Source organism: Kitasatospora sp. NBC_01246, from assembly GCF_036226505.1.
Classification (GTDB): Bacteria; Actinomycetota; Actinomycetes; order Streptomycetales; family Streptomycetaceae; genus Kitasatospora.
Genome location: NZ_CP108484.1, coordinates 5405339 through 5423635 on the forward strand (window position 1 = coordinate 5405339; position 18297 = coordinate 5423635).

An 18297-nucleotide genomic window follows, 5' to 3' on the forward strand; every position below is an offset into this window, starting at 1 on the left:
ACCGGGCGGGGCGGCGGCTGTTGGTCGGGCCCCCGGAGGAGCGGGACCGGGCGGGCCGGGCGGGCCTAGAAGTCGTCGTCGAAGGAGACCGAGCCCTCGACGGCGACCTGGTACGCGGAGACCCGGCGCTCGAAGAAGTTGGTCAGCTCCTGGACGTTCTGCAGCTCCATGAACCCGAAGGGGTTGGTGGAGCCGTAGCGGATCGGCAGGCCGAGGCGGGCGAGCCGCTGGTCGGCCACCGCCTGCAGGTACTCGCGCATGGACTCGGTGTTCATGCCCGGCAGGCCCTCGCCGCAGAGGTCACGGGCGAACTGGAGCTCGGCCTCGACGGCCTCCTCCAGCATCTCGGTGACCTGCTGGGCCATCTTCTCGTCGAAGAGGTCGGGCTCCTCCTCGCGGACGGTGTCCACCACCGACATCGCGAAGTCCATGTGCATGGACTCGTCCCGGAACACCCAGTTGGTGCCGGTGGCGAGGCCGTGCAGCAGGCCGCGGCTGCGGAACCAGTACACGTACGCGAAGGCGCCGTAGAAGAACAGGCCCTCGACGCAGGCCGCGAAGCAGATCAGGTTGAGGAGGAACGCGCGGCGGTCGTCCTTGCTCCGCAGCGAGTCGATGTGGTCGACCGCGTTCATGTACTTGAAGCAGAACTGGGCCTTCTGGTGGATGGAGGGGATGTTCTCCACCGCGGCGAAGGCCGCGTTGCGGTCCTCGGGATCGGGCAGGTAGGTGTCGAGCAGCGTCAGGTAGAACTGGACGTGCACGGCCTCCTCGAACAGCTGCCGGGACAGGTAGAGCCGGGCCTCGGGGGAGTTGATGTGCTTGTAGAGGCTCAGCACCACGTTGTTGGAGACGATCGAGTCACCGGTGGCGAAGAAGGCGACCAGCCGGCCGATCATGTGCCGCTCGCCGTCGCTCAGCTTGGCGAGGTCGGCGACGTCGGAGTGCAGGTCCACCTCCTCGACGGTCCAGGTGTTCTTGATCGCGTCCCGGTAGCGGTCGTAGAACGACGGGTACCGCATCGGCCGCAGGGTCAGCTCGAAGCCGGGGTCGAGCAGCATCTTCTCGCGGTCGGGACGGGCTTCGGGGGTGGTGCTCACTGGCAGGCCTCGCAGGACTCGGGGTTCTCCAGGGAGCAGGCCAGCGCGGCCTCCTCCTCCGGGCTGAGGGTCGGGGACGCCACCGGCACCGGCGCGGCGGCGCGGGCGGTGCCCGAGGCGGCCTGGGCGATCCGGGTGGCGGGCCGCGACCGCAGGTAGTAGGTGGTCTTCAGACCGACCTTCCACGCGTACGCGTACATCGAGCTCAGCTTGCCGATGGTGGGCGCCGCCATGAAGAGGTTCAGCGACTGGCTCTGGTCGATGTACGGCATCCGGGCGGCGGCCAGGTCGATCAGCGCGCGCTGGGGCAGCTCCCAGGCCGTGCGGTACAGCGAACGGACCTCGGCGGGCAGCCAGTTGAGGTCCTGGACGGAGCCGTTGGCGTCGCGCAGCGCGTCCCGGGTCTGCTGGTCCCAGACGCCGAGCTCCTTCAGCTCGCGCACCAGGTACGGGTTGACCTGGAGGAACTCGCCGGAGAGGGTCTCGCGCTTGAACAGGTTGGAGACCTGCGGCTCGATGCACTCGTACACACCGGCGATCGAGGCGATCGTGGCGGTGGGGGCGATGGCGAGCAGCAGCGAGTTGCGCAGACCGGTCTCGGCGATCCGGGCGCGCAGCGCCTCCCAGCGGCCGGCCCACTGCGGCGCGGCCGAACCGAAGTGGTCGATGTGCAGCTCGCCGCGGGCGGCGCGGGTCTCGCCGTAGGCCTCGTGGCGGCCCAGCTGCTCGGCCAGGTCGGCGGAACGCTCGTACGCGGTGAGCATGATGCGCTCGGCGATGAGGGTGGAGAGGGCCTTCGCCTCGGCGGAGTCGAAGTCCAGGCGGAGCTGGAAGAAGACGTCCTGGAGGCCCATCACGCCGAGGCCGACCGGGCGCCAGCGCGAGTTGGACGCGCCGGCCTCGGGGGTCGGGTAGAAGTTGATGTCCACCACGCGGTCGAGGAAGGTGACGGCGGTGCGGACGGTGGCGTCCAGGCGGTCCCAGTCCATCGCGTTCAGCAGGTCGGCGGCGGTGGCACCGGGGGCGACGTGGGCGCCGAGGTTGACCGAGCCGAGGTTGCAGACGGCGGTCTCGGAGTCGTCCGTGACCTCCAGGATCTCGGTGCAGAGGTTGGAGCTGTGCACCGTGCGGCCGGGCAGCGCGGTCTGGTTCGCGGCGCGGTTGGAGGCGTCCTTGAAGGTCATCCAGCCGTTGCCGGTCTGCGCCAGGGTGCGCATCATCCGGGAGTAGAGGGTCTGCGCCGGGATGGTGCGGACGGCCTTGCCGGCCTGCTCGGCCTTCAGGTACGCCTCGTCGAACTCGGCGCCCCAGAGGTCGACCAGCTCGGGCACGTCGGCGGGGGAGAACAGCGACCAGTCGGCGTTCGCGTTGACGCGGCGCATGAACTCGTCCGGGATCCAGTGCGCCAGGTTGAGGTTGTGGGTGCGGCGCGCCTCCTCACCGGTGTTGTCGCGCAGCTCCAGGAACTCCTCGATGTCCGCGTGCCAGGTCTCCAGGTAGACGCAGGCCGCGCCCTTGCGGCGGCCGCCCTGGTTGACCGCGGCGACCGAGGAGTCGAGGGTGCGCAGGAACGGGACGATGCCGTTGGACTTGCCGTTGGTGCCCCGGATCAGGCTGCCGCGCGAGCGGATCCGCGAGTAGGACAGGCCGATGCCGCCGGCGTGCTTGGAGAGGCGGGCGATCTGGGCGTACCGGGAGTAGATCGAGTCCAGGTTGTCCAGCGGCGAGTCCAGCAGGTAGCAGCTCGACATCTGCGGGTGCTTGGTGCCGGAGTTGAAGAGCGTCGGCGAGGAGGTCAGGTACTCCAGCCGGCTCATCAGGCCGTACAGCTCGGAGACCTCGCGCACCGACTGCTCGTTGTCGCCGACCGCCAGACCACAGGCGACGCGGAGCAGGAACTGCTGCGGGGTCTCGACGACCTTGCGGGTGATCGGGTGGCGCAGCAGGTACCGGGACTGCACGGTGCGCAGGCCGAAGTACTCGAAGCGGCCGTCGCCCTCGGGGTCGATCAGCGCGTTCAGGGCGGTGGCGTGCTTGGCGACGAAGTCGGCGGTGGAGTCGCCGATCAGGCCCTCGGCGTGGCCGACCGCGATCGAGTCCGAGAAGGTGACCGAACCCTGGCTCACCGCCTCGTCGACGATCTCCAGCGCGAGCAGTCGCGCGGCGAGCTTCGAGTACTGCGGGTCCTCGGCGATCATCGACGCTGCGGCGTCCACGGCCAGCCCGCGCAGCTCGGCGAAGTCCGAGCCGGCGTGGCGGCCGCGCAGCGCGGCGGCGGCGACATGGCCGGGGTCCACCTGGGGGAGGTCGGCGCTGCGGTCGGTCAGCAGCCGAAGCAGTGCGCCACCGGGGTCGGACACCGTCGGGTCGACGGGGGCGGAGCTGGAACCCTGGGCGGGCAGGGTGACTGAGGCAGCGGTGGTCAAGGCGCTCTCTCCTGGCGGCGATCGGCGTCGGCGGTGGCTCGGGCCGGACCGTTCGGGGCAGGGGAGCACGGCGCGCCGGCCCGGAGGCGGCGCGCGACGGTGGCATCCCCGGCCCGCCCGCGAGGCCCGGAAGTGGTGCTGGTGCGAAAGGCCTCTGCGGGGAGGCCAGGCGGCACGCCGTCGGCAGGTATTCGGACTCGCGGGCTCTGTCGGAGCCGCCCGCACACCGCTGCGGGGCAGTCCCGGACTCGCACCGGGTTCCCCTGCGTCGACAGCAGGGATGAGCATACATCTAGTGGTGTCCGCTCGATGCGACCCCACATGTTGTGCGGCGTCGCGTGTCGACGTGATCGCAGGTGGTACCGGTGAGAGGCCTTTCCCGGGCTGTTCCGGGGCCGTTCCGGGGCTGCGGCCGGCCCCCGGCCGCCCGCTGCGGGGGCCTGCGCCGGGGGCCGCCGCAGGGTCGCTCCAGGGCCTTCGCGGACCGCGGCGCAGGGCGTCGCCGGGACTGCCCGGGGCCCGGCCGGTGTTCGGATTCGGAAACGGATCGGCCACCGGGCAGGCCCGCCGTCAGGGGCATGCCCTACGATCTCGGCTCATGAGGGAGCGGAGCCAGCGGGTCGTCGACACCGACGTGATTCGCGGAGCGGCCGCCGAAGGCAGTGAGGGGGGCGCATGAGCGACGGAACGGGCACGCCCGGGGAGTGGAGCGGCCGACCCGGCTCGCCGGGGCAGCAGCCGCCCCCTCCCGCCGGGCCGGGTGGCGCGCAGAACCAGCAGCCGGGCACGCCCGGACAGCCGCCGCAGGGCCCGCCGCCCGCGCCGTACCCCGGCGCGCCGCAGCCGGTGCCGCCGGCCCCGGGCGGGTTCGGTCCGCCGCCCGCCTCGTACGGGCCGCCGGTGCCCGCGCCGCAGCCGGTCCAGCCGCCGGTGCCGTCCGTGCCGCAGCCGCCGCAGCAGGTCCAGCCGCCCGTGCCGCAGCAGGTCCAGCAGCCGCAGCCGGTCCCGCAGCAGCCGGCGCCGGTGCAGCCGCAGCCCCAGCCCCCGGTGCACCAGCAGCATGTCCAGCCGCAGCCGCAGCCGCAGCCGCAGCCGCAGCCGCCGCAGCACCAGTGGCAGCCGCAGCCGCACCCCCAGCCCGTGCCGCAGCACGCCGAGCCGGACTGGGCCGCCCTCGCGGACCGGAACGAGGCGGAGGCCAAGCGCAAGGGCCGGACGCGGATCATCGGCGGTGTGGTCGCCCTCCTGGTGGTCGGCGGCCTGGTCGCCGGCGGCCTGCTGTTCCTGAACAAGGGCGACGACAAGAAGCCGGTCGCGGATCCCACCGGCGCCGCCACGGCGGCCACCCAGCCGCCGGTGCCCACGGCGTCCGGCAAGGCGTCCCCGACGGCCACCCCGAGCGCCACGCCCGAGGACCCGTCGAAGCCGCTCTGGGAGGCGACCACCGACCCGGCTCCGCAGGACGCGGCGGCGCTCTTCTCGGCGCTCACCGTGACGGTCAACGGCGCCACCTGGAACCGCACCGTGGTCTCGCTCGACTCGCCCTGCTGGGACGGCAACTCCACGGTCGGCGGCCTCGGCAAGGTCCTCGGTGACCAGGGCTGCCGCCAGGTGCTCCGGGCCACCTACGTCTCCGGCGACAGCGCGGTGACGGTCGGCGTCGCGGTCTTCGACCACAAGCAGCAGGCCGAGACCGCGGTGAAGAACTACGTCGGCCACCTCAAGGGCGCCGCGGCCCCCGGCTCGCCGGCGTTCTGCACCACCCCCGGCTGCACCAACACCAAGGGCACCCTGGGCCGGTACGGCTTCTTCACCGTCGAGGGCTCCGCCAAGGGCGGCAACACCGCGGACGCCGCCGCGACCGCGGCCGCCGCGGGCTTCGACGAGCACGTGAAGAACCAGCTCCTCCAGCGCACCAAGGCGGCGGGCGGCGCACCGGCCGCCACCCCGGCGGGCTGACGGTCCGCCCGGTTCGGCCCGGTTCCGGCCGGGCCCGCCCCGGTTCGCGCCCGGCGGGTCCGCTCGCCCCGGCCCCGGGGGATGTGGCAGGCTCACCGCCTGTCAGTCGTACACGTGTTCCGGTTGTGACGGTGCAGGCCGGTGCCGGTGAGCATCCGGAGGAGTGTCCGTGGCCCTGCCCCGCGTGCTGCGTGCCAAACCGGCCGTGCTGGCCGCGGCCGGCGCGCTGCTCGCCGCCGGCGCGGTGGTGCTGGCCGGCCAGGACGGCCGGGCCGACGGCGACCGCCGGGACGCGCCCGCCCGCAGCACGCTCACCCTGGGCGGCGCCGGGCGCACCCTGGCGCCGGAGGTCGGCCGCGAGCTGCTGGCCCGCGACCCGCAGGCCTCGCCCAACGCGCGGGCCGTCCAGCAGCTCCTCGCCGACCTGGAGAGCGCGGCCCGCGCCGGCCGCTCCGGCGGGACGGTGATCGGCCAGCACGTCGAGGCGCACAACGAGCTCTACAACCCCGAGTACGGCGACTACCGGGGGACCAAGCCGGTCGGCTACTACTACAAGAAGGCCGCCGACATCACCGGCCGGCTGCCCGGCTTCGTCGAGACCGACCTCGGCCCCGGCTACGGCCAGAACGGCTGGGGCGTCGGCAACCCGCGCTCCTACTCGGCGGGCCGCTGGCCGGCCTGCGCGGTCGGCTGGCAGTACACCGACGACGCCGTCGACCTGATGACCGCCGTCTGGTCCGGCCACCCGCGCCCGGACGACGGCAGCTACGGGGCGTCGGGCACCCGGAAGAACTGCGACGGCACCAGCACCGAGCTGCCCGACAACGGCGGCGGCCCGGCCGGACTGGTCGGGATGTCCTTCCACGAGCCGTACCCGGGCTCGGACGTGAAGTCCTTCGACCGGGTGCTCTGCTCGGCCTCGCCCGGCGCGAAGGACCCGGGCTGGTTCGGCCGGGTCGTCGACAGCGCCGGCGACACCCCCGAGTACCGCGCGCTGCTGACGGACCTCTCCTTCCTGGCGGACCACCTGGAGTACCTGGCGGCCCACGACGTGCCGGTGCTGCTGCGGCCGTACCACGAGATGAACGCGGCCGACTGCGCCCGCGGCTTCTGGTGGTCGGGCCGCAAACCCGCCGACTACCAGGCGCTCTGGCGGATCACCTACCACTACCTGGTGGAGACCAGGGGCCTGCACAACCTGCTGTTCGCCTGGACGCCGGTCTCCTGGGACGGCGCCCCGGGCGTCGATCCGTGGGACTACTACCCGGGCGCGCGGTACGTCGACGTGGTCGGGGTGGACGACTACAGCGGCAGCCCGGCGCACCCGATCGGCACCGGCGAGGTGTGGACCAAGCGCTACTACGACGGCCTGGCCGGCTACGGCAAGCCGCGGATCCTGGCCGAGTCCTTCGCCGTGCCGGTCAACTCCCGCCAGCCGGACACCCTGCGGCGGACCCCGTGGACGATCTGGACGGTCTGGGGGCAGTCGCTGACGGCGGACAACCTGACCCCGGACCAGCCCCGCAACTCCAACGCCGACGTCAAGGCCACCTACGGCAACGGCCTGGCGCTCACCGGCGGCTCCGGCCCGTTCGGTGCGGACGTCGACTGGAGCGGTCTGCACGTCCGGTGAACCGGCCGGCCTCGTCCGTGAGATCGACAACACGTCCGCACCCTCCTGAACCGGGGGAATTCCTGGTCCGTTCGCGCGTGTGGCATCCTGTGGCCCGGAATCGAACGGGTTGAAGCCGGGTGCGCCCGGCAGGGGCGGGGGTACGGGAGATGACACAGGCGCGTCCTGACCGTCCGGCCGGTGGCCTCGCGGTGGCCTGGGGGGCGGTGATGCTCGGCTGGGCGGTCTACAACTGCTTCTGGCAGGTCGGCTTCGCCACCTTCGCCAAGGGCGTCTTCTACTACGGCGGCTCCTCGGTGGGCGCCGAGACCGGCAGCCTCAACTTCGCGGTGCTGTACCTGACCTCCGGCATCCTGCTGCTGCGCGGGCGGGACTGGGCGCGCGGCGTGGTGGTCGGCGTGGCGCTGGTCGAGGGCTACAACCGGGTGCGCAGCCTGACCGGCGCGCTGCTGGACGCCCCGCAGCGCCGGTGGTTCACCGGCACCACCGAGGGCTGGCTGAAGCTGGCGACCTTCGGGCTCGGGGTGGCCGTCACCGCGACGCTGGCGGTGCTGCTGGTCGTCTCGCTGCGCCGGACCGGATCCCGCTGGGCACCGGCGCCGGGCCCGTGGGCGGCCGCCGGGCAGCCGTCGCCGTTCCAGCCGCTGCCCGCCCAGCAGCAGGGGCAGCAGCCCGGCCAACTGCACTGGTCGCTGCTGCAGACGCTGCCGCAGGACCAGGCTCCCGGCCACCCGCCGACCCAGCCCCAGCAGCCCGCCCAGGCCTGGCCGCAGCCCCAGCAGGCTCCGCAGCCCCAGCAGGTTCCGCAGCCCCCGCAGCCCCAGCAGGCTCCCCAGCCCCAGCAGCCTCCGCACCCCCCGCACGACCGGACGCAGCCCGGCTGGACCCCGCCGCCGGCCGCCGTCCCGCCGCAGCCCCCGCAGCCCCAGCACTCGTGGCCGGCCCCGCCGGTGACGCCCGGGCCGGTTCCGCCGGCCCCGGGGACGCCGCCCTACCCGGGGTAGCGAGCAGGACCCGCCGGCCCGGACCGGCGGGGTGAACGGACAGACGCAACAGACGAGGAACGACTTTCGCCATGACAGCACCAGCACCCGCGCGGACGGTACTCACCACGTCCCGCGAGGCCGCTCGGCTCGCCGACCGGCAGATGTCGTGGAAGCCGCGCATCGTCCCGTTCTACCTCTCGTTCGTGATCATCTTCGGCTTCTCGCTCTGGGCGTACGTGCCCAACCCGACCCCGCTCGGCTGGGCGATCACGATCCTCTGGGGCATGCCGGTCTTCGGCGTGCTGATCGGCTTCCAGGGTGTGCTGATGGTCCGCCGCCGACTGCGCAAGGCGAACCGGATGACCCCGGCGGTGCCGGTCGACGACGACTACCTGATCGTCCTGGTGCCGACCATCGGCCGGCACGACACCTACCCGGCGCTGGAGCGCTCGGTGCTGTCGTACGTCGACCACCTGCCGGCCTACTTCCCGTGGATGCGGGTGGACATCCTCACCGAGGAGGGCTGCGCGGCCGGCGAGAAGATCGACGAGCTCGCCGCCCGCAACCCGCTGATCCGGGTGGTGACCGTCCCGAAGGCCTACCAGACGCCCAACGGAACCAAGTTCAAGGCCCGCGCCAACCACTACTCGCACGAGCTGCGGATCGAGGAGGGCGAGGCCGAGGACGACGTCTGGGTGCTGCACATGGACGACGACACCGGGGTCGGGCCGGACACCGCCGCCGCGGTGGCCCAGTTCATCAACCGGCAGCGCCGGGCCGGGGACGACGCCAAGCACATGGCCCAGGGGATCCTGACGTACCCCCGGGAGAACGCCGTCTCCACCTTCACCTGGCTCGCCGACGCGATCCGCCCGGCCGACGACATCGCCCGCTTCCGCGCGATGACCGGGACCGGGACGCCGATCGCCGGCGTGCACGGCGAACTGCTGCTGGTGCGCTCCTCGGTGGAGGCCACCATCGGCTGGGACTTCGGCCCCGACACCATCGTCGAGGACGCCCAGATGGCGCTCAACTTCTGCGTGCGCTACCCCGGCCGCAGCGACTGGTTCAACGGCCGCTGCTACGGCGCCTCGCCGGCCGGCCTCAAGGACTTCCTCAAGCAGCGCGAGCGCTGGGCCTGGGGCCTGGTGGCGCTCTGCTTCAACAAGAGCATCCCGCTGCGGTTCCGGCTGTTCATCGGGATGGGCATGGTCAGCTGGGTGCTCGGACCTCTCCAGCACGTCGGCCTGGTGCTGCTGATCGCCTGGTTCACCGGGACGATGAACACCTCGCCGGTGACCCAGTCGGTGGTGCTGATCTGGTCGATCAACTTCGCCTACGTGATCTGGACGTACTGGGAGGGCCTGCGCCTGAACGTGGTGGGCTCGGCCGACCACCGGCGCAAGTGGTGGGAGCCGATGGCGGTGGTGGCGGCCATCCCGCTGTTCTCCCTGCTGGAGGGCTGGGGCGGGATGCGGGGACTGATCAAGTTCCTGCGCCGCGAGGAGAACAAGTTCGTCGTCATCGCCAAGCCGGCATGACCGGCGACCAGGGACTGCTGCCAGATATGAAACGCTTCGTCATCTTCATCCTGCCGACCGTCGTGCTCGGCCTCACCGTGGGCGTGCCGATCGTCTGGGGCGACCACCCGATCAAGTTCGACCACAAGCGCCCGACCGAGGTGCACTGGGCCGGTGCCCCGGCCGAGCAGGGCCGGGTCTGGGGCTTCGGCAAGGACGCGCCGCCGGAGCACACCGGGCCCAAGGTGGCCCGGCCGTGGGCGAAGGGCAGCCCGGAGTGGGGCGTCCAGGTGTACTGGCTGGACGACCCGGCCGACCCGGAAAGCTTCGTCCAGGGCAAGGCGGACCGCATCGTCAAGTACGTGGTCGGCCTGAACGCCAACGCGCTCTCGGTGTCCTTCCCGTTCTACACGGTGGGCAGCAAGTCCAACGCGGTCGCCGCCCGGCCGACCACCCCGAGCCCGGACCGGCTGGCGATCCTGCTGGACACCGCGCACCGGGCGGGCCTGCGCACCACCGTCCGGCCGATCCTGGACGAGGAGTCGCTGAAGCCGGCCAACAACGGCTGGCGCGGCAACATCGCCCCCACCGACCGGGACGCCTGGTTCGCCAGCTACGCGGCCTTCCTGGCGCCCTACCTGAAGGCGGCCGAGGAGCACGACGCGACCGAGTTCACCATCGGTACCGAGTTCAACTCGCTGGAGGCCGACCCGCACTGGGCCCCGCTGGTCGAGCAGGCCGGGAAGACCTTCCACGGCGAGGTGGCCTACGACGCCAACTGGGACAACTGGTCCAAGGGCGCCGTCGCGGTGCCGACCGGGCGCACCGGCGTCGACGCCTACTTCCCGGCCAAGTCGGCCGGGGACGACGCCACCCCGGCCGACCTGGCGGCCAGCTGGAACGGCTGGCTGGACAAGCGAGGCAAGGGCCCGCAGCCGACCACCAAGCTGACCGAGGTGGGTATCCCGGCCCAGAAGGGCGCCTACAAGACGCCCGGTGACTTCTACACCAAGCGCGAGCTCAACGAGCCCGTGCAGGCCACCTGGTTCACCGCGGTCTGCCAGGTGGCGCAGGAGCGGAAGCTGGCCGGACTGTACTTCTGGTCGCTCTACTTCGGCATCGACCCGACCCTGCCCACCAACCAGGACACCCCGCGGATGGACTTCGCCGGGCGCCCCGCCTCCGAGCAGGCGATCCGCGACTGCTTCGCGCAGACCTACGCCGTCCCGGAGGCCGCGGCCGGCTGACCGGCCGGCGGGGTCGCCGCCCGGCTCGGGCCGGTGGTGGGCTTGCGGGACGGCGTGGTGGTGGGCTTGCGGGACGGGGTCGTCGAGTGGCTCGGGGACGGCTGCTCGGTCGGGGTGGCCTGTTCGGTGGCCGGCGGGGCGGTCGGCGTCGCCGGGGCGGTCGGCGTCGGCTGGGGAGCCGGCGCGTCCGGCGGCCGGACCCCGGCCAGCGCGTCCGCGATCTGCTGCTCCAGCCACGGCGTCACCAGCCGCATGCCGGCCGGCGTGAGGTGCACGCCGTCGGTGGCGGGGGAGACCAGGTGGCCGTCCCGGTCCTTCCAGAGGCAGTTGCCGCCGGGGCAGTAGAAGGCGTTCAGGTCGAGCAGCTGGACGGCGCCGCCGGAGGCCTTCACGAAGTCGCCGACCTGCTGGTTGTAGCAGGTGCCCCAGGCCTTGCTGATCGCGCCGTTCTGCACCCGCTCGTTCATCAGCAGCACCCGGGCGCCGTGCGCGCGCTCGCGGACCAGGTCCGTCGCCTGGGTGAGCTGGGCGGTGTACCGGGTGCGGTAGTCCTCGTCGCAGGGGTTGAGCCAGCTGCCGTCCAGGTACTGCTCGGCGGCGTCCCAGCCGAGGTGCAGGACGACCGCCTGCGCCTGGACGCCGTCCAGGCTCTTCGCCCAGAGCGCGGTGCGGTCGCGGCAGTCGTCCGTGGTGTCGAACTCCACCCGGGAGGTGCCGCGGACCTTCTCGGAGCCGAACACGCCGCAGCCGCTGATGCCGCCGTCGACCACCCGGAAGCGGTCGCCGTGCCGGTACAGGCCGGTGGCCAGGTCCTCGGAGAAGGAGTCGCCGAGGGCGAGTACCAGCGGCTTGTCGGCGGGGCCGCCGCGCATGTCGTGCTCGACCCAGGCGGGCAGGTACCAGGCGCCGGCGGTGGCCGTCAGCGCGGCGGCGGCCAGCAGCGGGATGGTCGGCAGCGGCCGCCAGCGCAGCACCCGCAGCCGCTCGGTGCCGGTGTGCAGCAGCCAGGCCAGCACCCACGAGACGGGCGCGCCGATGGCCAGCAGCAGCGCCGGCGAGATGTCGTCGACGAACCGCTGGAGCAGCCAGTAGACCGGCAGGTGCAGCAGGTAGAGGCTGTAGGAGATGGTGCCGGTGAGCCGCAGCGGCGGCAGTGCGAGGAGCCGGACCAGCGGACCGCGGTCGTGGCAGAGCGAGGCGGCGAGGACGGCCGAGAGCACCGCGACGCCGGCCAGCCCGCCCCGGTAGAGCCAGGGCTCGTGGTAGTTGTCCACGCTGAGGCTGGCCCAGACCAGGCCGCCCAGCGCGAGGGTGCCGACCACGGTGGGCAGCACCGTGCTCCCGGCCCCCGGACGGCCGGGCGAACGCCGCTGGGCCCGCGAGCCCGACTCCGGACCCTCCTGGACCGTGCGGCGCAGCCGCAGGTAGACCACGAAGGCGGCGGCGGCGCCGGCCGCGAAACCGACCGCGCGGGACTCGGTGCCCAGGTAGAGCCGGTCGCTGTTGGAGCCGTTCCACATCAGCGGGGCGACGGCGGCGGCGCCGGCGAACAGCACACCGGTCACGATGCCCGCGGCCTTGAGCGAGCGGCGGCAGACGGCGTAGATCAGCAGCAGCAGCAGCGGCCAGACCACGTAGAACTGCTCGGTGATGCTGAGCGACCACATCGCGGCCAGCGGGTCGATGCCGGCGAAGTGCTGCCAGTAGGCGTCACCGCGCTCCAACTGCGCCCAGTTGGCGACCTGGGCCAGCGCGGCCAGCGCCTGCGGGCGCAGCTCCTTCACGTCCTTGAGCGGGCTGAGCAGGGCCGAGACGAGGACCACCAGGAGCACGGTGACCAGCAGGCCGGGCAGCAGCCGCTTGGCCCGACGGCGGTAGAAGACGCCGAGGGCGATGCCGTCGGTGCGGTCCAGCTCCCGGATCAGGACCAGGGTGACCAGGAAGCCGGAGAGGACGAAGAAGGCGTCCACACCGAACAGGCCGTTCTGGAACCAGTTGGTGTGGTAGAGCAGCACGGAGGCGATGGCGAGGCCGCGCAGGCCGTCCACCGCCTTGAAGCGCACCGACGGCGGCACCGGCCGCCGGTGGGCGGGCGGCTCCGCGGGGATCGCGTACCGGCTGCCGCGCGGCGCGGGGATCCCGCGCGCCTCGCGCATGTCCTGCAGGGTGGGTCCGCTCGCCGCGGAGGGCGCGCCGATGCCGGGCCCGTCGTACATGAGGTGCTGCTCCTCTGATCGATGGGCTACCACGACGTGTCTCGATCAGAGGTTTATATCAAAAGAGCGGCCTGATCGTTCGTCGGCCGCCGGGGCAGCCGGCCGATCCGGTCCCCGGCCCGCCGCTCCGCCGCCCCCTGACCGGCGGGCCGGCCCGCGGCCGGACCGCCCCCGGTGGGCCGTCAGAAGGCCATGCTGTAGACCATCAGGTCCATCCCCGGGTACGGCGCCCAGTCGCGTTCCGGGGTCCGGCGGAAGCCGATCCGCTCGTAGATGCGGTGGGCGGCCGTCATGTCGGGGCGGGTGGAGAAGGCCATCCCGGCCAGGCCGAGTTCGCGGCTGCGGGTCAGGGCGGCCCGCACCAGGCTCTCGCCGACGCCCCGGCCGCGGGCGGCCGACGCGGTGGCGAGCATCCGGATCTCGCCCTCGTCCGGGGTGGCGATGTCGGCCCACTCGGTGCCGCCCACGGCGAAGGTCACGCAGCCGAGCACCCGTCCTTCGGCCGCGTCGACCGCGACGAGGAGCTCGGCCTCCCGGGCCCGGCGGGCGGTGTCGCGCAGGAGGTCGACGTACTGGCTCTCGGGCGAGGTGTAACCGTCGCCGACGAAGGCCTCGACGGTGACGTGGCCGGCTGCTTCGAGGTCCGCTTCGCGGGCCGGGCGGATGACGATGTCCATCCGGTCAGTGTGCCGGAGCCGCGTCCGGCGGCGGGCGCCGGGGCGGCCGCCCGCCGACCGGTGGCAGCGGCCGCCGCGGGGCCGGCGACGGCGGGGGTGGTGGTGGCGGCCGGGTCGGCGTCGGGGCGCAGCGAGGCGGCCGGCATGGTGCCGTAGAGCCGGTCGGGCAGCGCCGGGTCGACGGGGTACCCGCCGGGCCGGTGCCAGTTGTCGCGGCCGGTGGCGGCGCCGCGGGCCACGTCGCGCCCGATCAGGGTGCCGAGCAGTCCGAAACCGCCGACGGTCCCGACCAGGGCGAGTGCACTTGCGAGCGTGTCGGAGTCCATGGCTCCACTCTCGCGGCGCGGCAGGCCGGCCACGAGTGGCAGGAATGCCCGATCCCATCGAAATCCTGCCACCGGGCCCTTCCCCGCGGGCTCCCCGGGGAGGCATCCTGGGCGGCATGCTGAAGAACGTGGTCGCGGTGGTGCTGGAGGAGCTCCACCCCTTCGAACTCGGGGTGGCCTGCGAGGTCTTCGGCCTGGACCGCAGCGCGGACGGCCTGCCCCGGTACGACTTCGCCGTCGCCGGTGCCCGCCCCGGGCCGCACCGCACCCACGCCGGTTTCTCGGTGGACGTGCCGTACGGCCCGGAGCGGCTCGCCGGGGCCGACCTCGTCGTGGTGACCGCCACCGGGGTGCGCCCGCACTACCCGGAGCCGCTGGTGGACGCCGTGCGCGCGGCGGTGGAGGGCGGTGCCAGGGTGCTCTCGATCTGCAGCGGCGCCTTCGTGCTCGGCGCCGCGGGGCTGCTGGACGGCCGCCGCTCGACCACGCACTGGCGGCACACCGCGGAGCTGGCCGCCCGGTTCCCGCGGACCACCGTCGAGCCGGACGTGCTCTACGTGGACGACGACCCGGTGATCACGTCGGCCGGCACGGCGGCGGGCATCGACGCCTGCCTGCACCTGGTCCGCCGGTTCCAGGGCGCCGAGGTGGCCCGGGGGATCGCCCGCCGGATGGTGGTGGCCCCGCACCGGGAGGGCGGCCAGGCCCAGTTCGTCGCCCGGCCGCTGCCCGAGGGGGACGGCGAGTCCCTCGCGCCGCTGCTCGACTGGATGCGCCACCACCTGGACGAGGAGTCCACCGTCGAGCAGTTGGCGGCCCGGGTGCACCTGTCGCCGCGCACCTTCGCCCGCCGCTTCCAGCAGGAGACCGGCACCACCCCGCACCGCTGGCTCACCGGGCAGCGGCTGCTGCTCGCCCAGCGGCTGCTGGAGAGTACCGCCGAGCCGGTCGACGCGATCGCCGCGCGCTGCGGCTTCGGCAACGCCGCCACCCTGCGGCACCACTTCGGCCGCCGGCTCGGCACGACCCCGCTGGCGTACCGCCGCTGCTTCGCCGAACCGGCGGCCGGCTGACGGCGGCCCGCCCGGGCCTGCCGCCGTCGGCCGACGGCCCGCGGCCTCAGCCGAGCGTCAGGTGCCCGGTGTCGTTCCAGTGCGCCGGGCGCAGCCGCCCGGCCTCGGCCCGCCACAGGCTGGTGGAGCAGTTGCGGACCGTGTCCAGGGCCGTCAACTGCGCCTCGGTGAGCCGGTCCAGCGCGTAGCGGAGCATCAGCACCGTACAGTCGTGCGCGACCAGCAGGACCGGTCGCCCGGCCTCCTCCGCGCAGATGTCGCGCAGCACGCTGCGCACCCGCAGGGCCACGTCCGCCCAGGACTCCCCGCCGGGCGGGCGGTAGTAGAGCTCGCCCATCTTGCGGCGTCTCGCGGCCTCGTCCGGGTGCCTGGCCTCGATCGCGGCCTTGGGCAGCATCTCCAGGATGCCCAGCTCCCGGTCGCGCAGCCGCTCGTCGTAGCGGACGGCGAGCGAGACCGGTACCGCGCCCAGCCCGGCGGCCTGGGCCAGCGCGATCCGGGCGGTCTCGGTGGTGCGCTCGTAGGGGGAGCACCAGACGCTGCGCGGGCGGTCGGCGCTGGGCAGGCCGGCCCACCAGCGGCCGAGCGCCTGGGCCTGCTGCCGGCCCTGGAGCGAGAGCGGGATGTCCGCGTCGCGGCAGCTGATCGGCACGCTCAGCGCGCCGGCCGCCTCGGCGAGCTGGAACTCGACGTTGGCGGTGGACTCGCCGTGCCGGGTGGCGATCAGCACGGACGGCAGCGGGCCGGGGGCCGTCACCGGCGCGGTGTGCGGGGCGGGCGCCGCCGGGTAGGGCGCCGCGGTGACCTGCGGGCCGGGCCGGTGGGTGGACTGGTGCTGACCGTTGAGTGTGGTGCCGAGCTCTGCCATCGCCGCTGCTCCCCGTGGGTCGATCGGGTGCCGGCCGGATGCCGGTCCGGTCTGGTGGTGCCCTGCATGTGCGGCCGTTCATACATATGATCGCGCCGCCTCCTCCAGTGTTCACGGAGGAGGCGGCGCGGTCACAGGGCGCGCGCGGAGCGAATCAGTGCGCCGCCACGGGCTCCGGCGCGTTCTTCAGCTCTTCGTCGCCGGATTCGGCGCTGTAGTCGCCCGGCCGGGTCTCGTCCGGCCCGTCCGGCGCCTTGACCGCCCGGAGCACCAGGGTGAGCACCACCGAGACGGCCAGGTTGAGCACGAAGGCGGTGAGGCCGATGTAGCCGAGCTCGCCGATGCCGGGGATCTCGGCGGCGTTCCCGCCGAAGTGCTTGGTGGCGGGGCTGGCGATGTCGTACGCCTCCCAGGTGCCGTAGATCATGCCGACCGCCCAGCCGGCGAACAGCGCCCAGTGGTGGAACCACCGGGTGAACAGGCCGCCGACGATCGAGACGAAGGTCTGCAGGATCCACAGCCCGCCGAGCAGCTGCAGGTTGATGGCCGCCTGCTTGTCCATGCTGAGCACGAAGACCAGCGCGCCGACCTTGACCAGCAGCGAGGCCAGCTTGGCGACCCTGGTCTCGTCGGCGGGGGTGGCGGCCGGCTTCAGGAACTCCTTGTAGACGTTGCGGGTGAAGAGGTTGGCCGCCGCGATCGACATGATGGCGGCCGGCACCAGCGCGCCGATCCCGATCGCCGCGAAGGCCACGCCGGTGAACCAGTCCGGGAACATGTTCTCGAACAGCTGCGGCACCGAGAGCTGGGCGTTGAACTTCTTGTCGCCCTTGCCGATGCCGGCCGCGATCGCCATGAAGCCGAGCAGCGCCAGCAGGCCCAGCATCAGCGAGTAGGCGGGCATGATCGCCATGTTGCGGCGGACGGTGTTGCGGGACTTCGAGGCCAGCACGCCGGTCACCGAGTGCGGGTACATGAAGAGCGCCATCGCCGAGCCGATCGCCAGCGTGGCGTACGTCCACTGCTTGTTCTCGGGCACGGTGAGCGAGCCGGCCGACTTGGGAGCGCTGAACTTCTCGCCGACGGCGTCGAAGATGTGCCCGTAGCCGCCGAGCCGCAGCGGGATGTAGATCACCGCGACGATGATCACGATGTAGATCAGGGCGTCCTTGACGAAGGCGATCAGCGCCGGCGCCCGCAGCCCGGAGGAGTAGGTGTAGGCGGCCAGCACGCCGAAGGCGATGAAGAGCGGCAGGTCCTTGACGAACCAGTTGGCGTTCTCCCCGCCGCCGACGCCCAGCACGTCCAGCACCGCCTGGATGCCGACCAGCTGGAGCGCGATGTAGGGCATCGTGGCCAGGATGCCGGTCAGCGCCACGACCAGAGCGAGCGGCTTGGACCCGTACCGCCCGCGCACGAAGTCGGCCGGGGTGACGTAGCCGTGCACCCGGGAGACCGACCAGAGCCGGGGCAGGAAGAGGAAGACCAGCGGGTACGCGATGATCGTGTACGGCACCGCGAAGAAGCCGGCCGCGCCGGTCGCGTAGACCGCCGCCGGGACGGCGACGAAGGTGTAGGCGGTGTAGAGGTCGCCGCCGAGCAGGAACCACGTCACCCAGGTCCCGAAGCTGCGGCCGCCCAGGCCCCACTCGTCCAGGTGCAGGGCGTCGTCGGCCCGGCGCCAGCGCGAGGCCATGAAGCCCATCACGGTGACCAGCACGAAGAAGAGGACGAAGACGGTCAGGGCCGGTACGTTGACGCCGCTCATCGTGCGCCACCCGCCTTGCGGGCCTTCTCGTCCCGGTTGATCAGCAGGTACGCGGCCACCGTGAAGACGGCCGAGACCGGCACCCAGAGCAGCTGGTACCAGTAGAAGAAGGGCACCCCGCCCGCCTCGGGGTCGGTCTTGTCGTACGAGGAGACCCAGAGCATCGCGACGATCGGCACGAGCAGGGCGAGCCCGGCCAGGACCCGTTCCGGGGTCACCGCCGGCACGGCCGCCGGGCCCGGTGGCTCGGGCATGACAGGTTCGGTGGCAGCAGGATCTGACGACATGGTTCGGCTCCGCTCCAGAGGGCTCACCCCGACGGCGCCGCAGCCCCGGAGCACCGCACAGCCCCCCGGAACCCGCCGAGCAGCACCACTGGTGATCGACAGTCAATACGGCTGCGAAATCTAGAGCATGGCGTGATCTGTGTCACCGGGAACGACAGAACTTCCCGCATTCCGGACGCTCCGCGCGCCGGGGCGGGCCGCCGCGCGCCGG

13 protein-coding genes and 1 riboswitch are annotated in these 18297 nt (G+C 73.0%); of the genes, 6 read left to right on the forward strand and 7 right to left on the reverse strand.

Annotation, left to right across the window (positions count from 1 at the left end):
• Nucleotides 1-65 precede the first annotated feature (65 nt).
• Nucleotides 66-1061 carry a ribonucleotide-diphosphate reductase subunit beta gene (locus tag OG618_RS23595; RefSeq protein ID WP_329492241.1) on the reverse strand — a complete coding sequence of 332 codons (996 nt, stop codon included), beginning with the start codon at nt 1059-1061 and terminating at the stop codon, nt 66-68.
• 35 nt (nt 1062-1096) lie between these two features.
• Nucleotides 1097-3502, reverse strand: a complete 2406-nt coding sequence (locus OG618_RS23600; RefSeq protein ID WP_329492242.1) for a ribonucleoside-diphosphate reductase subunit alpha — start codon at nt 3500-3502, stop codon at nt 1097-1099.
• Nucleotides 3503-3691: 189 nt separating this feature from the next.
• A riboswitch (cobalamin riboswitch) is annotated at nt 3692-3818 on the reverse strand.
• Nucleotides 3819-4201: 383 nt separating this feature from the next.
• On the opposite strand from OG618_RS23600, the gene OG618_RS23605 reads away from it, so the two are divergent.
• The 5 genes from OG618_RS23605 (at nt 4202) to OG618_RS23625 (ending at nt 10871) form a co-directional block, all read left to right on the forward strand.
• Complete coding sequence (locus OG618_RS23605; protein ID WP_329489535.1) at nt 4202-5485, forward strand: hypothetical protein; 1284 nt, start codon at nt 4202-4204, stop codon at nt 5483-5485.
• 169 nt (nt 5486-5654) lie between these two features.
• Nucleotides 5655-7118 (forward strand): glycoside hydrolase family 26 protein, encoded by a 1464-nt coding sequence (locus OG618_RS23610; RefSeq protein WP_329489536.1) that lies wholly within the window; start codon nt 5655-5657, stop codon nt 7116-7118.
• A 149-nt stretch (nt 7119-7267) separates the two neighbouring features.
• Nucleotides 7268-8122 (forward strand): hypothetical protein, encoded by an 855-nt coding sequence (locus tag OG618_RS23615; protein ID WP_329489537.1) that lies wholly within the window; start codon nt 7268-7270, stop codon nt 8120-8122.
• A gap of 71 nt (nt 8123-8193) precedes the next feature.
• On the forward strand, nt 8194-9645 hold the full coding sequence (locus OG618_RS23620; protein ID WP_329489538.1) for a glycosyltransferase family 2 protein: 1452 nt from the start codon (nt 8194-8196) through the stop codon (nt 9643-9645).
• Nucleotides 9646-9671: 26 nt separating this feature from the next.
• On the forward strand, nt 9672-10871 hold the full coding sequence (locus tag OG618_RS23625) for a glycoside hydrolase family 113 (protein WP_329489539.1): 1200 nt from the start codon (nt 9672-9674) through the stop codon (nt 10869-10871).
• On the opposite strand, the gene OG618_RS23630 is transcribed toward OG618_RS23625, so the two are convergent.
• Together OG618_RS23630 and OG618_RS23635 are read right to left on the reverse strand one after the other, a co-directional pair.
• Nucleotides 10841-13087: an acyltransferase family protein gene (locus OG618_RS23630; protein ID WP_329489540.1), complete on the reverse strand. Its 2247-nt coding sequence runs from the start codon at nt 13085-13087 to the stop codon at nt 10841-10843. The genes OG618_RS23625 and OG618_RS23630 overlap by 31 nt on opposite strands.
• Nucleotides 13088-13269: 182 nt before the next feature.
• Nucleotides 13270-13764, reverse strand: a complete 495-nt coding sequence (locus OG618_RS23635) for a GNAT family N-acetyltransferase (protein WP_329489541.1) — start codon at nt 13762-13764, stop codon at nt 13270-13272.
• Nucleotides 13765-14206: 442 nt separating this feature from the next.
• Here OG618_RS23635 and OG618_RS23640 point away from each other — a divergent pair, with 442 nt between their 5' ends.
• Nucleotides 14207-15163 (forward strand): helix-turn-helix domain-containing protein, encoded by a 957-nt coding sequence (locus OG618_RS23640; RefSeq protein ID WP_329489542.1) that lies wholly within the window; start codon nt 14207-14209, stop codon nt 15161-15163.
• Between the two features lie 46 nt (nt 15164-15209).
• Here the strand turns inward: OG618_RS23640 and OG618_RS23645 are convergent, their stop codons facing one another.
• The 3 genes from OG618_RS23645 to OG618_RS23655 all read right to left on the reverse strand — a co-directional run bounded on the left by OG618_RS23645 (nt 15210) and on the right by OG618_RS23655 (nt 18053).
• Entirely contained in the window at nt 15210-16031 is an 822-nt protein-coding gene (locus OG618_RS23645) for a histidine phosphatase family protein (protein WP_329489543.1), read from the reverse strand.
• 154 nt (nt 16032-16185) lie between these two features.
• The gene (gene mctP, locus OG618_RS23650) at nt 16186-17799 is read right to left on the reverse strand and encodes a monocarboxylate uptake permease MctP (RefSeq protein WP_329489544.1); all 1614 of its coding nucleotides are present in this window, start codon (nt 17797-17799) and stop codon (nt 16186-16188) included.
• Nucleotides 17796-18053 carry a DUF3311 domain-containing protein gene (locus OG618_RS23655; protein ID WP_329489545.1) on the reverse strand — a complete coding sequence of 86 codons (258 nt, stop codon included), beginning with the start codon at nt 18051-18053 and terminating at the stop codon, nt 17796-17798. Before OG618_RS23655 ends, mctP begins: the two co-directional genes overlap by 4 nt.
• Nucleotides 18054-18297 lie beyond the last annotated feature (244 nt).